The 14660-nt window shown below is 48.7% G+C and carries 14 protein-coding genes; 13 read left to right on the top strand and 1 reads right to left on the bottom strand.

The window, feature by feature from the left end; translation table 11 throughout:
- Positions 1 to 49: 49 nt before the first annotated feature.
- From DT73_RS26875 to DT73_RS21355, 7 genes are all read left to right on the top strand, one after another.
- Positions 50 to 226: a YnfU family zinc-binding protein gene (locus DT73_RS26875; protein ID WP_235234571.1), complete on the top strand. Its 177-nt coding sequence runs from the start codon at positions 50 to 52 to the stop codon at positions 224 to 226.
- 175 nt (positions 227 to 401) lie between these two features.
- Positions 402 to 2048: a methyl-accepting chemotaxis protein gene (locus tag DT73_RS21325; RefSeq protein WP_235234572.1), complete on the top strand. Its 1647-nt coding sequence runs from the start codon at positions 402 to 404 to the stop codon at positions 2046 to 2048.
- Between the two features lie 299 nt (positions 2049 to 2347).
- Positions 2348 to 3331, top strand: a complete 984-nt coding sequence (locus DT73_RS21335; RefSeq protein ID WP_036114870.1) for an ABC transporter substrate-binding protein — start codon at positions 2348 to 2350, stop codon at positions 3329 to 3331.
- Between the two features lie 14 nt (positions 3332 to 3345).
- Positions 3346 to 4227, top strand: a complete 882-nt coding sequence (locus DT73_RS21340) for an ABC transporter permease (protein WP_036114873.1) — start codon at positions 3346 to 3348, stop codon at positions 4225 to 4227.
- Positions 4227 to 5006, top strand: a complete 780-nt coding sequence (locus DT73_RS21345; protein ID WP_036114876.1) for an ABC transporter ATP-binding protein — start codon at positions 4227 to 4229, stop codon at positions 5004 to 5006. Before DT73_RS21340 ends, DT73_RS21345 begins: the two co-directional genes overlap by 1 nt.
- 126 nt (positions 5007 to 5132) lie before the next feature.
- Positions 5133 to 6686, top strand: a complete 1554-nt coding sequence (gene hutH / locus DT73_RS21350; RefSeq protein ID WP_036114879.1) for a histidine ammonia-lyase — start codon at positions 5133 to 5135, stop codon at positions 6684 to 6686.
- Positions 6687 to 6955: 269 nt separating this feature from the next.
- The gene (locus tag DT73_RS21355; protein WP_036114882.1) at positions 6956 to 8050 is read left to right on the top strand and encodes an iron-containing alcohol dehydrogenase family protein; all 1095 of its coding nucleotides are present in this window, start codon (positions 6956 to 6958) and stop codon (positions 8048 to 8050) included.
- 16 nt (positions 8051 to 8066) lie between these two features.
- Here the strand turns inward: DT73_RS21355 and DT73_RS21360 are convergent, their stop codons facing one another.
- Positions 8067 to 8615, bottom strand: a complete 549-nt coding sequence (locus DT73_RS21360; protein ID WP_036114885.1) for a GNAT family N-acetyltransferase — start codon at positions 8613 to 8615, stop codon at positions 8067 to 8069.
- Positions 8616 to 9161: 546 nt separating this feature from the next.
- Between DT73_RS21360 and DT73_RS21365 the strand changes: the two genes are divergently transcribed.
- From DT73_RS21365 to DT73_RS21390, 6 genes are all read left to right on the top strand, one after another.
- Complete coding sequence (locus tag DT73_RS21365; RefSeq protein ID WP_051691507.1) at positions 9162 to 9359, top strand: bacteriocin immunity protein; 198 nt, start codon at positions 9162 to 9164, stop codon at positions 9357 to 9359.
- A gap of 420 nt (positions 9360 to 9779) precedes the next feature.
- The gene (locus tag DT73_RS21370) at positions 9780 to 11153 is read left to right on the top strand and encodes an ATP-binding protein (protein WP_036114887.1); all 1374 of its coding nucleotides are present in this window, start codon (positions 9780 to 9782) and stop codon (positions 11151 to 11153) included.
- Positions 11154 to 11238: 85 nt separating this feature from the next.
- Positions 11239 to 11685 carry a DUF4157 domain-containing protein gene (locus DT73_RS21375; RefSeq protein ID WP_036114891.1) on the top strand — a complete coding sequence of 149 codons (447 nt, stop codon included), beginning with the start codon at positions 11239 to 11241 and terminating at the stop codon, positions 11683 to 11685.
- An 82-nt stretch (positions 11686 to 11767) separates the two neighbouring features.
- Entirely contained in the window at positions 11768 to 12754 is a 987-nt protein-coding gene (locus tag DT73_RS21380) for a hypothetical protein (protein WP_036114893.1), read from the top strand.
- Between the two features lie 100 nt (positions 12755 to 12854).
- Positions 12855 to 13547 (top strand): hypothetical protein, encoded by a 693-nt coding sequence (locus DT73_RS21385; protein ID WP_152552559.1) that lies wholly within the window; start codon positions 12855 to 12857, stop codon positions 13545 to 13547.
- Between the two features lie 77 nt (positions 13548 to 13624).
- The gene (locus tag DT73_RS21390) at positions 13625 to 14503 is read left to right on the top strand and encodes a hypothetical protein (RefSeq protein ID WP_036114899.1); all 879 of its coding nucleotides are present in this window, start codon (positions 13625 to 13627) and stop codon (positions 14501 to 14503) included.
- Positions 14504 to 14660 lie beyond the last annotated feature (157 nt).

A 14660-nucleotide genomic window follows, 5' to 3' on the forward strand; every position in this document is an offset into this window, starting at 1 on the left:
AAACGGGTTGCTATTGCTTAGCCGTTCAATACCCCGGAGGTGTTCGCATATGTCATATACTCAGGGTCTGCGCCATTTTGGTGAACGACCAGTCCCCGTAAAATGCCCCAAATGCGCCCATATTGCCAACCAGCGCGCAGCCAAACTTCGTAAAAATACCCTGTTGAAATGCCCGCATTGTGGCCTGGAGTTTTTGCCTTCTCAATGCCCGCGAATTGGCGGTTGATAAAGCCTGGGCGGCCGGTTGTTGCGCTCCGTCATAAAAAAATAATACCGGTGAAACAGCAGTGAAACAGTAATGAGAAGGGGGTCACCCTTTTGCCCCTGAAACGATTTAGTGATGAAGAAATGAGCAGAAAGGACGATAACACTGGCAGGTATTGTCGTTAAGGAACACCGTTATGCTTTCTGCACTGAGATTAAATCAATTTCGTATTGGGCCGCGTTTATGGCTGTTATCTGTCCTGCTATTAGTCCTGACATTGTGCGCTGGCGCAATTGGCGGTTACGTGAATTACCACTGGACCAAGAGCAGCCAAAAATTTATTGCCCGTGAAATGCTGATTGAACAATCCATTGATACTGCACGCAATGCACAGGTGCAATTCAAAATCCAGGTCCAGGAGTGGAAAGATACCTTGCTGCGTGGTGTCCAGGGCGGTGATTTGTTCACTAAATATAAAGCGGCGTTTCTGGAGCAGAATGACAAAACCCAGGCGCTACTCAATACCCTGAGCCAGCAATTACCTGCGCTTGGCATGAGCAACCAGGATGTTCTGGCGGCCCGTGAGGCACACTCGCAGTTACTTCACCAGTACCTCAGCGCACTGGAATCATACGATATTGCTGACATCAACAGCCCTGCCAGGGTCGATAAACAGGTACGCGGTATTGACCGCGCTCCCACCAAAATGATTGACGATGTGGTAGAGAAAACGCTGCAACATGCCCAAATGCTGCACCAGGAAATTAATGCAGAGAATACCCGCCATTACCAACAAATTCAGACCATTATTGTTCTGGTAATCGTTCTGGCAGTGTTGACGGGTGGGGTGGTGACCTGGCTGATTATCCGCAGCATTACCCGCCCGGTTGCTCAGGCGGTGCAGGTTGCCCGCCAGGTAGCTTCTGGTGACTTGCGGGCCACGATTGAAGTCTCCGGGAAAGATGAAATTGCCGGCCTGATGGGCGCGCTGCAAACCATGAACAACAGCCTGGCGCGTATTGTGAGTGAAGTGATAGATGGTGCGGAGAATATTGCCGATGCATCCGCAAGTATTGCTGATGGCAGCCAGGCGCTGTCTACCCGTAATGAAGCGCAGGCCAGTGCACTGATTGAAACGGCTGCATCAATGGAAGAAGTGACTTCCGCTGTTAAACATACGGCAGACAACGCGGCTGAAGCGAATAAACTCAGCCAGAATACCGACGCCATGGCTCAGGACGGCAACCACTCCGTTGAGCGCCTGGTGGAAGCAATGGGCGATATCAACCGCTTCTCTACAGAGATAAACAGCATCGTAACAGTGATTGAAAGCATTGCCTTCCAGACCAACATTCTGGCGCTCAACGCCGCCGTTGAGGCGGCAAGAGCGGGGGCCGAAGGGCGCGGCTTTGCGGTTGTTGCCAGTGAGGTTAGGGCGCTGGCGCAGCGTTCATCTAATGCTGCGAAAGAGATTAATTCCCTGATAAGCCGCACCTCCAGCCGCATTGCTCAAGGGAACGACCTTGCCGGGGAAGCGGGTGTGGCGATGAAACAGATGCTGAATAATATTCGCCAGGTATCGCAACTGGTTGAAACTATCTCGGTAGCCTGTAACCAGCAAAGTGCAGGCATTGAGCAGGTAAGCCTTGCGGTAACGCAGATGGATTCCGCCACGCAGCAGAACGCGACGCTGTCTCAGCAGTCCAGCGATGCTGCCAGCCAGTTGCATCACCACGCGGCTGCTTTACTGGAAAGCGTTAACAGCTTTACCCTCAAGTCCAGTGATACAGCCCGCGGGTACGGCGAAAATGCACTTCCGGCACTGGAAGCCCGCCCGGCCTGATAAGCAACAGCCGGGACTATTCAGTTCCCTCATGCCCTGCCTTTGCGCAGGGCATGCACTGTATTAGGGCGACCGCCCTGTCTTTATGCACACTTCTTTCTTCGCTCCTGCCATCTGTCCCGCCTGTACCGGGTTTGAAAAAAGCTGGCACAGGCATTGCAACTTTATGACTGTCGCTTGTATAGACAAGACTATACGCGTCCGCCTTTATCGCATTTGCGGGTTGTAACACTGGGCGTACAGCACAGCATTTGGGGTTATCACTTTCCATTAACAGGTTGCTTTTTCAGGAGTGGTCGATGAACAAAAAAAATGCAAAAAACAGATTGAAGCGCGTCTTGTCTGTATGTGGCGTGGCGCTGGCAATAAGTGCGGTAACGGGTGGTCTTGCACAGGCTGCCGATACGCCCGTCGTCATCGGTATTTCTGGCTGGACAGGGTTTGCACCTCTGACACTGGCACAGAAAACCGGCATTTTTAAAAAGCACGGCCTGGATGTGACACTGAAAATGGTGCCGCAGCAATCCCGCCACCTGGCGATTGCTTCTGGTTCACTGCAATGCGCTGCCACTACTGTTGAAACCTACCTGACCTGGAACGCCAGTGGCGTACCGATTAAGCAAATTGTCCAGTTAGATAAATCTTACGGTGCGGATGGCATCGCTGTGCGTAACGGCATCAGTAAAATCACAGATCTGAAGGGCAAAACGATTAGCGTGGATGCGCCCGGGACATCGTCTTACTTCCTGCTGGCATGGATCCTCGATAAAAACGGCATGAGTATGAAAGATGTCAAACTGGCAACACTGGGCCCGGATGCCGCAGCCCGTGCATTTATTGCCGGACAGAACGATGCCGCAGTCAGTTATGAGCCTTATTTATCTTCTATTCGCCAGAACCCGGAAAAAGGCAAAATCCTTGCCACTACGCTGGATTACCCGGTTGTTATGGATACCCTGGGTTGTACGCCAGACTGGCTGAAAGATAACCCGAAAGCGGCTCAGGGGCTGGTGGACAGTTATTTCGACGCGCTGGATATGATCAAAAGCAACCCGGATAAAGCGAATGAAATTATGGGCGCTGCAGTAAAAGAAACCGGCAAACAGTTTGCTGAGGAAGCCAGTTACCTGCGCTGGCAGGACCGTGCCGCGAATAAAAAATTCTTCAGTGGCGAGATTACCACCTTCAGTAATGAAGCCGCTCACCTGCTGACTGAAATGAAAATCCTGCGTAAAACGCCGGATATCAGCACTCTGTACGATGCGCAGTATGTGAACAAGTAATGAAGGACCGTGATATGACAAGTCCTGCAAGCCAGGTCGCAGAAACTAACGTCAATAGCACATCCCATTTTGCTGAGCCGGCTCCGTTGCCGGCCAGTAAAAAGGTGTGGCATAACCCACTGATGGTGCCGTTGCGCCCGGTGAATATTCGCCACCGTATTTTGCTGGGTATTTGCTTTTTTATTCTCTTTTTCGCCGTGTGGGCGCTGGCGACTTTTACTGGCCTGATTTCACCCACATTCCTCGCCAACCCGGCCACCATGCTGGAAGAAGGGTTCTACCTGTTTCGGGATTATGGTTTTGCCGGTGATGTGGGCATGACTATTTTCCGGGTACTGGCAGGCTTTATCCTGGCGGCAGCCCTGGGGGTTCCTCTGGGCATTATGATGGGTTCCTGGAAGATGGTGGAAGCGTTCTTCGAGCCCTTTATTTCATTTTGCCGTTACCTTCCCGCATCGGCCTTCGTTCCACTGCTGATTCTGTGGGCCGGGGTAGGGGAATTACAAAAAGTACTGGTTATTTTCATTGGGTCATTTTTCCAAATAACCCTGATGGTGGCGGTTACGGTAGGTGCGGCCCGTCGTGACCTGGTTGAAGCGGCGTATACCCTGGGGGCCACCAATAAAAGTGTGGTGCGCCGGGTGATTATTCCCGGAGCCGCGCCGGAAATTGCCGAGTTATTACGCCTGGTGCTTGGCTGGGCATGGACCTACGTTATTGTTGCTGAACTGATTGGTTCATCCAGCGGGATTGGCCATATGATTGTTGACAGCCAGGCATTGCTCAACACCGGGCAAATGATCTTCGGGATTATTGTTATTGGGGTTATTGGCTTGCTGTCTGACCTGGTGTTCAAAGCGGTTAACCGCCGCCTGTTTATGTGGAGTTCATTGTAATGCACTATCCCAAACTCAGCATTCGCCAGGTGGAACGGGTATTCCGGGGGCCAAACGGGGAGCAAACCCAGGCTCTGTTGCCGGTAGATTATCAGGTGAATGAAAACGATTTTATTACCATTCTTGGCCCATCTGGCTGTGGCAAATCGACTTTACTGCGCATTGTTGCCGGGCTGGATACCCCAACAAAGGGGGAAGTGTGGCTGGATGGTGAACGGGTGGAAGGCCCGGGGGCAGACCGCGGAATGGTCTTTCAAAGCTACACGCTGTTTCCCTGGCTGACAGTTGAGCAAAACATCCGTTTCGGCTTGCAAGAGCGCGGTATCAGCAAGGCGGAACAGAAAGCCCGCAGTGATTATTTTATTCATAAAGTAGGGCTGCGTGGCTTTGAACAGCACTTCCCGCGCCAGTTATCTGGCGGTATGCAACAACGCACTGCAATTGCCCGCGCACTGGCAAACGACCCAAAAGTGCTACTGATGGATGAACCCTTCGGTGCGCTTGATAACCAAACCCGGGTCATGATGCAAGAGCTGTTGTTATCAATTTGGGAGGCGTCGCGCAAAACCGTACTCTTTGTTACGCACGATATTGACGAAGCCATCTTTATGGCAAATAAAGTAGCTATCTTCAGCGCCCGTCCAGGCCGCATTAAGACAGAAGTGCCGGTTGATTTCCCGCATCCACGGGATTACCGGCTGAAAACATCGCCAGAGTTTATGGCACTCAAGGCCCGCGTAACTGAAGAAATTCGGGCAGAAACCATGCTGGCACACTAACGGAGTGGTACCGGTTCACCTGCATGCCAGGTGGCCGGTACCACAGGTTGCCTGAGAGCGGGTGCTCGCAGGGCGTCTTAACTAAACGATTTTTTTTCGCCACACTTGTATATACAGGAATAGACTATGGCTGCAACTACCCCGCACTTAACCCGTTGTGAACTTCACCCAGGCCAGGTAGGGCTGGCAGAATTACGCCAGATTTACCAGGGTAATGTACAACTGGGACTGGCAGAAGAAGCCCGGGCCAGTATTGAGGCTGCCCAACAACGAGTGCTGGATATTGTTGATACCGGCGAGGTGGTTTACGGCATTAACACCGGGTTTGGCAAACTGGCGCAAACCCGAATTCCGGCAGACCGCCTGGCTGAATTGCAACGCAACCTGGTGTTGTCTCACAGTGTTGGTGTGGGCAATGATTTACCGGATAACGTAGTCAGACTGGTGATGGCAACCAAGGTGCTGAGCTTATCGCGCGGGCATTCTGGTATTCGCCCGGAGATAGTCGACGCACTGGTTGCCCTGTTTAATACCGGTGTTATGCCCTGTATTCCGGAAAAAGGCTCGGTTGGCGCTTCTGGTGACCTGGCGCCTCTGGCGCATTTATCTCTGATGCTGATTGGCGAAGGCCAGGTGCGGGTTAATGGTGAAAAGATCCCGGCAGGTGACGGGCTGGCACTGGCCGGGCTGGTGCCTTTCGAATTAGGGCCGAAAGAAGGGCTGGCATTACTGAATGGTACTCAGGTTTCCACTTCACTGGCGTTGTCCGGGTTATTTGAAGCGGAACGGGTGTTTGCTGCCGGGTTGATGGCTGGCGCACTTTCACTGGAGGCGATTAAAGGTTCCGTGAAACCGCTGGATGCGCGTATTCACGAAGCGCGTGGCCAGGCCGGGCAAATCGCCGTGGCGGCGGCACTGCGTGAGGTGCTGGCCGACAGCGAGATCGTCGCTTCTCATGTTCATTGTGGCCGGGTTCAGGACCCGTATTCCATTCGCTGTGTTCCGCAGGTAATGGGCGCATGCCTGGACAACCTGACGCACGCTGCGCGCATTTTACGCATTGAAGCCAATGCCGCATCCGATAACCCGCTGGTGTTTGCCGATAACGGTGATGTGATTTCTGGTGGTAACTTCCATGCGGAGCCGGTTGCATTTGCTGCAGATATTATTGCGCTGGCGGTAGCGGAAATTGGAGCGATTTCTGAGCGGCGTATGGCATTGCTGCTCGACAGCGGTTTGTCTGGCCTGCCACCATTCCTGGTAAAAGATGGCGGGGTTAACTCCGGCTTTATGATTGCTCAGGTGACCGCAGCTGCACTGGCTTCAGAAAACAAATCACTGGCTCACCCGGGCAGTGTGGACAGCCTGCCTACTTCGGCAAACCAGGAAGACCACGTTTCAATGGCAACCGGTGCCGCCCGCCGCCTGCGGGATATGTGCTTTAACACCAGTGTGGTTGTGGGCATTGAAGCTATGGCTGCCGCACAAGGGATTGAGTTCCACCGCCCATTACAAAGCGCCAGCTACCTGGAAGCAGAACTGGCAGCCATTCGCGCTGTTGTGCCGTTCCTGGAAAAAGACCGCCTGATGGCGCCAGATATCGAAAATATGCGCCTGTGGGCTTCCCGTGAACAGTGGCCGGAAGCCATTACTGCGTTGTTGTCAGGCTACAGTTCCTGATCGCCTGTAAGCGCATTGTTTGTTTCCTGAAGGGGTTGTGCCGGTTATGGCACAACCCTTGCTTATTTATAAGGTTACCGCCTGCTCAGTCACCCCTCTTGTGAAGTGATTCGCTGCCTGCTTACCTGCCTGCGCTGTATCTACGCATGGTTGCCCGCCTGGGGAGCTGTTCGTTAGTAGTGCGTTTTGTGCATCAGAGTGGTGCATACGGGCCGGTGAGCGATTACTTTTATTGTCATACACAAGCATACAAATTAGGGAGAAGTACTATGAGCGCTCAAAACATCATTTTTCCGGCACAGATACTGCGGGGGCCGGGAGTGATTGCTCAGCTTGGCGAAATATGTGCTAAGGCGGGGGAGCGGGCATTAGTGATTGGCGGGCATCAGGCCCTTGCGGCCACTGAATCCACCATCCGTGAACAACTTAGTTCAAGTGGCGTAACTCTGGTGGGCTGTGAATGGTTTGGTGGGCAGTCCAGCGAAAGCAATATCACCCGCCTTGCGGGTTGTGTAGAAACACTGGGTGCAGATGTTATTATTGGTGTTGGCGGCGGCAAGTCTCTGGATACCTGTAAAGCAGTGGGTGTGGCAGCCCATGTACCTGTGATTACCGTTCCTACCATTGCCGCCACTTGTGCGGCGGTAACCCCACTCACCATCCGTTACCATGATGACGGGCATTTCCGTGATCTCTACCCGCTGCCCCAGGCTCCCCATGCTGTAATTATCGACAGCGAATTACTGGCGCGGGCACCTCTGCGCTGGCTGGCGGCAGGCCTGGGCGACACGCTGGCAAAATGGTACGAATTCCGTGCTATTGGCGAACAACATACCCAACTGAGCGGGATTGCCAGTGCATCCAGCGCCAACAGCCGTATTTGTTATGACCTGATTGCCACTTTTGGCGGTGAAGCCTGTGAAGCTGCCCGAGCCGGGCAATCGAACGCAGCACTGGAACAAGTGCTGGATGCCATTTTTATGTTCGCCGGGCTGACATCGCTAATGAGCAGTGGCGCACACGCTGCTGCCGCACACGCAATTTATGAAGGCTTTACTGTTTGCGACAAAACCCGGGAATTCGGCCATGGTTTATTAGTGGGCTTTGGCAACCTGTGCCTGCTGGCGCTGGAAAACCGTAGTGACGAGGAGATGCTGGAGGCCATCGCCCTGGCCCATGCCTGCGCGGTGCCACTACGCCTTGCTGAAATTGCCGACCTTAACCCGGATGAACTGGACGCCATTGTTCAGGAATCGGTTATCGCGCCAGATATGCAAAATATGCCAGGGAAAGTAACACCGCAGGCGCTCTACCAGGCGATTGACCGGGTTACCCACCTTGCCGATGCTTTCCTGGCAGCATAGACCGCCCACCGCTTCATCATTTCGCGTCAGCCAGGTGGCTGGCGCGCCATTGCGCTTGTGTTAGCGTGAAGAACAGGCGCGCAGAGTGGTATTCCGGGTCTGCTACTTTCCGTTCAAAATGAAAACCTGTTTTTTCCAGCACATGCTGTGAAGCACTGTGCCCCGGGCGTATCACCGCTGAAATTTCATTAAGCTTACCTTGCTCAAAACCCCACGCCACCACTGCCCGGGCAAATTCTGTTGCCAGGCCTTTTCCCCACCACTGAGTGGCAAAGCGGTAGCCCAGATTATTGATGTGGTAACCGCAGACAACACGCGGTGTTAACCCACCAAAGCCAATAATTTCTTGCGGGTTTTCCTGAAGAATAATTGCCCAGTGCCCAAACCCGGGTTGGTTGCTGTGTTCCAGCCAGGAACGCAACGTTTCCCGAGCATAATCCAGGGAAAGGTAAGGCCCGGCAGGGTTGAATTGCTGGGTTTGTGGGTCGCCATAGATACGAAACAGGCAATCAGCATCACCGGGGATGACGGGGCGCAGCAGTAAGCGGGACGAAGTGAAATGCATACTTTACCTTTTTGCAGATAAACCAGGTGCAGCACGGGAAGTATCCGGGGCTCTTTTTTGCACAGAATAGTTGGTTTGCCAGGATTATATCTACCTTTATCAGCGTGGATTAAATCGTTTTCTGCACTTTCCGTGTTGAGTGTGTCAGGAACAAACTCTGCCAAATAATCTAAATCGTATGCTGTGGTATCAGCCCATGTCATGTGCCATTCATGCGTGTTTATTTGGTGCTTTTATATTAAATAAATAACAAATTTTTTTGTAATCACATAAAGATAAAGTGATTTTAAGTCAAATTGCAAATCGGTTAGTATTGCATCAATTTAACCATAAACATGACAAGGAAAAGGAATGCGTCGTCAATATACCAGTGAACTTCCCCCCGGTATTTCGTCAGGTCATGTTTTTAAAGTCAGGAGAACGGACTAATGGGAGCGATGGGGTTTTACCTGCGGGTGGGTGATTCGACTAACTGTGGGGGAAAGATACTGACCGGGGATGAAACGATGAGCTGGTATGGTGTGGCGGGGGCACGGGTGAACTTGTATCGTGCGGAATGCAGAAGAAGAAAGTGAAGAAGAAGATGTGAATAATCTTCTGGAGTTTGAACGTCTATGTGAGCATCCAGATGGTTCCGACCTTATTTATTATCCACGAGAAGGCCGTGAAGATAGCCCCGAAGGGGTGGTCAAAGAAGTAAAAGAATGGCGTCAAGTTAATGGTAAACCGGGCTTTAAGGTTTAGCCTCTGTCCGCATAAATGAGTATGCATCCGCATATAAATATTTTATTTTCAATATTTTAACAAATATAAGCAGCACCACACGTCTTGCGTGCTGCTTCATTACTTATCCTTTCTAACACCCAGTCAAAGCACGCCAACTGTTGCTTACATAAGCACCCAGGTAAAACGAATCAGAAAGCCGGTACGGGAAAAACGCAGAAGACGTAGTCAGTTTTTGTCGGCCACTTCAGAATCTGTTAAGCGCAGAATGTGTTACCGGTGGATTCCGGTCCAGTGTTGGAATTAGCGCCCAATGGCATATCGTGAATAAAAGTGTTTAAAAATTAGCCAAAATGAGTTGCGTGCTATAATTGTTTCGTTGTGTACGCTGCTGGCAAACAGCAGAACTCTGCCTGATGCACCTCTTTTCAAGGATGTGCCATGCTCAAACCAGCAGATGTCGAAGATAACCAACAAACAGCCAATGTCATTGTGCTCTGGCGCGAAATGGCGTGGTTGTCACGGGTTATCAATCAGGTTATATGCAGTTACCTCAAACAAGAAGGGCATGAACGTCACTGGCTGGATATTCCGCCTCCGGAATTAGTAAAAGGGGCGCCCTATGCGGATCTGGTTACTGACTGGCAATTATCCATTTTTGAACGCCTGGGGCTGGCGCTTGCCATGGCACCCAGTATAAAACCCGATACCCTTGATATTTTCTTTGGTCTTAACAGCCTGATAGACCGCCCTTTTACTGAATTTGGCGGTGTCAGTGACAAAGCCTTCAGTGGTTTTATTCCGACCGGGCAAACGCTCAATTTTCTGATCAGCGCCAATAACCCCGACTGGCGTATTTACACACAGGAAATCTTTTCAAATAAACACCGTCTGATGGCCGAGCAGGTCACGCAACTGTTATCTGTTGATGACGGCGTACCTAAATGGGCGGGTGTTTATCGGCTAAACGAAGAGTGGCTGCACTATTTTATTACCGGGCAGCGGTTGCGCCCGGAATTAAGCGCCAGCTTCCCGGCTCATATACTGGAATCACCCCTGGAATGGCACGATCTAGTGCTCGACCCCGAAGTTATGGCGCAAGTTGAAGAGCTCCATGCCTGGCTCAATTATGGCCATAAGTTGATGGATGAATGGCAACTGGCGAAAAAGGTAAAACCGGGTTACCGCGCTGTATTTTTTGGCCCTCCGGGAACGGGGAAAACCCTGACTGCTGCATTACTGGGTAAAGCCACCGGGCGGGAAGTCTACCGCGTCGATTTATCCATGGTGGTGTCGAAATACATTGGTGAAACCGAGAAAAACTTATCACGGGTGTTTGATGCCGCCAGCTACAAAGAGTGGATCCTGTTTTTTGATGAAGGCGACGCCTTGTTTGGCAAGCGCTCTGAAGTCAGTTCCTCCAACGACAGGCATGCCAACCAACTGACAGGTTATTTACTGCAAAAAATAGAGGACTTCCCCGGTACGGTTATTATTGCCACCAACTTAAAAACTAATATGGATGAAGCCTTTACCAGGCGTTTCCAGAGTATGGTGCAATTTACTATTCCTGGCCCGCAGGAGCGTTTACAGCTATGGAAGAACGCTTTTAATGGCGTGTGTGAACTCGCCGGGGATGTCAATTTGCCCGCCATTGCCGACCGCTATGAAGTTTCCGGTGGGCAGATTATTAACGTATTGCGCCAGTGCGCATTAACCGCTATTCAGCGTGATGAGCGCACAGTGACCCAGAGCGACATTATTGCCAGCATTCGCCAGGAATTCAGAAAAGATAACAAAATGTTTTTTGAGTGAATAAGTCAGCACTGTTGGCGCGAGAAAGCGGAACAGGGCATTTTTCTGTTTGATACAACGCGATTGAGAACGAGGACGGCTGCTTATGTTTTCCAGACAGACAGAACAACAGCAATCCACCCGGCAGGCAGTTTCCCAGGCTGCGGTACCGCAGCGTAAAGAGAATCAGGCCGCTGCACTGGAAGATAACCGGGTTGAAACCGTGCAACGGCAGGCCAATCAAACCGGGCTACCCGATAATTTAAAAAGCGGCATGGAAAATATCAGCGGTATGAGCCTGGACCACGTCAGAGTGCATTACAACTCGGCAAAACCCGCTGCCGTGCAGGCCCATGCTTATGCCCAGGGCAGTGATATCCACCTTGCGTCCGGCCAGGAAAAACATTTACCCCATGAACTTGGCCATGTAGTGCAGCAGGCTCAGGGGCGTGTTGCCCCAACCACCTCTGTTGCAGGCATGGCGGTGAATGATAACCCTGCGTTAGAGCATGAGGCGGATGTAATGGGTGCTAAGGCGCTGCGCAGTGGTTAGGTTGTGAAGAAAAACGATCTTCAGGCTGGTTGTTACAGGCTATGAATGAGTCATAACACATAAAAATACACAGGGGTGAGATATGTATGCACAAACAGAAGAGCGAAAAGACCAAAAAAGAGTGGCCGCTCATCCCATTGCTCAGAATAAACATAAGGAAAAATCAAAGAGTTGGCTTAGTGATAACCGGGATGCTTCTGTGTTTCAAAGAAAAATTAAAAAGCTTATTAACAATAATCCTCAAGCAGCTGATTTTGTTCAGTTATATTCAAAAAGTACTTTTGCTCATAATACCTTATCATCCCGATTGATTATTCAGCGTGTAATAGATTATAAAGCAGTCTCACTTGCATGTGAAAAACTGCATATTCCTTTCGAAGGAAATAAAATAATTGAAGTTCCCGATAAAGTTATGGCTAATACCAAGTTTAAGGACTATCCCGAAGGGTACGTTATTGGTCTTTCCGAAGAAGAAAAAAAAGAATCTCTAACATCTATGCAACAAGGGCCTGGCCAGGAGAAAGAATATACCGAAGCTACGGCTAAAGACTTGCTTAGTTTATTAGGTGGGGCTGCTTATAATCATAAAATTGGTGCCGTTGTTATAACTGAAAAAATGGAAAACTATGAGCGAAATATTCTTCATGAACTGGGGCATCATAAACAAAATATAGTTTCTGGATTTAATAGTGATAATACTACAGTGCTGCTATTGGAATATCATAATGTATTATGCAATGAAAACCTGTTTGCTGGCCCTAAACGTGTATCCTATGAAGATGATCAAACCTTTTCCTGGGTTACTCGCTGGAATAAAATGAAAAATAATGAAGAAAAAAATGATTTTCTTGATGCCAGGGCCAAAGAACTGATTCAAATGGAAGAGCAGTTTTATCAAACCTTACTTTCCTCTAAAAACAAAAAAGAAAAAGATCTTGAGGTTTATGGCCTTACAGCTCAAAAACTATCTGAGGAACTGATTGATGTTCATGAAAATCCTGACAACGGTTTTTATGTGGTCAGAGCATTATTTAATATGATAAAACAGTTAAAAAGTAAATTTTCTTGAAGTGGAATTTATGCCAAACAGTATTGACAAATATAAATTTATCTCTCATAACCAATATGATGTGTAATTAATGTTGCTTAAATCTGAAAGGTTTTCCTGTATGTTTACACATGTTGAGAGATTGAGAAAGCTTCAAACAAGGGGGGGTGCTCAGAAGAAAAATACTGAGAATTATGGTCATGAGCTTGTAGATAATCGGGCTGAGACTATAAAACAACGGCAGGCACAAGAGGTTGCCAGTCCGGATCAATCACCTTCAGTGCGAAACGCAGTGGTAGCGCAATTTTTTGATGATCAAGTTGTTCAACGTTTGAAAGGAGCGAAGGGTACTGCACAAGAAGACAAACCGGTACCTTATACTCTTAATCAAGAATTTATCACTAAACATGTCGCCAACAATATTGGAGAAGCAGTGTCTGTTACCGAAGCCAGAATTGATACGGGTGGGCCTCCCGGAATTGTGGCGGGTACTGCACCAAACAATCTCGCAAAACGGGCCGACTGGGAAAGTGCAATTGATAACAGTGATGCACTTGTTCCGCCAGCAGGAGAATGGTCAGGTGATTATTATGGCGATACATCTGATAATTGGGAGGAACGGCTTGTCAAAGTTGAGGTAGATGGATGGGAAGCTATTGGAACGAAAGGGAATGTAACAGCAAAAGTTGCAAATAATAAGAAGTACCTTGGTGGAAAATGGTCAGTAACTAACTGTAAATTTGATGAAAAGAGTGATAGCTATATTGATGCAACTGGCAATGTCAGTGTGGATATTAGCCATTTAACATCCTGACAATAAAAGTAGAAATGGTTGAATTAAAAGACTGGTGAAGCTAATAGAGAATAAGAGCATATTTAAAAGAGGTTTGTGTGTATAAACAAGTTGCAAAGCCTAAAAATAACAGTTTCCCGACAGAGGAACATAAAAAAAGATCAGTTAGTTCTTCTGTCTCTCAAAATAAAAATAATGAGAGGAGAGGTTTTTCATTTATTGATAACCGGACCCTCACTGTTTCTCAGGAGAGGAGTAAAGGGAATCATCAATTAAAATCTCAGTCGCAAGGCTATTCTGATGTTATTCAGGGTGCATTTATTGCTGTGATAGGAGAAGAAGTTCCCGCTGGATCTACAACATTACATGATGGAGCTGTAACATTAATGGGTCGATTCGGAGAGAGTTCCTATTACACAGAAGAAGACATATCTAATGGTGATTTTAAAACCCCACTCTCGGATGAGACAATTTATTTAATTGCTCATGGTGATAACCCGGGAATATCCTTAACCAAGGAGGCGGCTCTGGGAGGTAAGAGTGGTGGTCAAGTGAAAAATATAGTAAAAAGTATATTGCAGAAATTTTCCAATAAATATAAAGGAGAACAGTTTGTTGGCAGGATAATTCTTGAAGGGTGCCATACTGCAGAACCAGTGATTGATGAAGATAAGAAGGCAGGAAAAGGTTCAATGCTTTATGATTTTCAACAAGCGATGAAAGATGATAAATTTTTCAAGAAGAATATGGCACCTCAAGCGACAATCGGTGGGTATATGGGACAGGCCTTTTCGTCAGGTAATTATGACAGTGGATATGGCATCGCAAATACTGAGCACCCACTAACAATACGATACCAGAAACAAAGAGGAGTACCTGGTACCAAAAACAAAGATGGAAGTATTAGTTATAATAATGAAGAATCATTTATTGAATCAAGATGGGGGAAAAAGCTTGAGTTTGGAAATCCTAAATAAAGGATCTCAGTAATTATAATCTAAAACACGCTGTAGAATTATTAATTCCGTAGTTGGTAAAATGCAGCAATAAGAATTTTAAATAGACAAACTGATTAAGCATGGCTTAATCCTGATTTTTAATAATGAAACTAATTCGCTGTGTATGCAGTGGTGA

It is taken from the genome of Mangrovibacter sp. MFB070 (assembly GCF_000705335.1).
Classification (GTDB): Bacteria; Pseudomonadota; Gammaproteobacteria; order Enterobacterales; family Enterobacteriaceae; genus Mangrovibacter; species Mangrovibacter plantisponsor.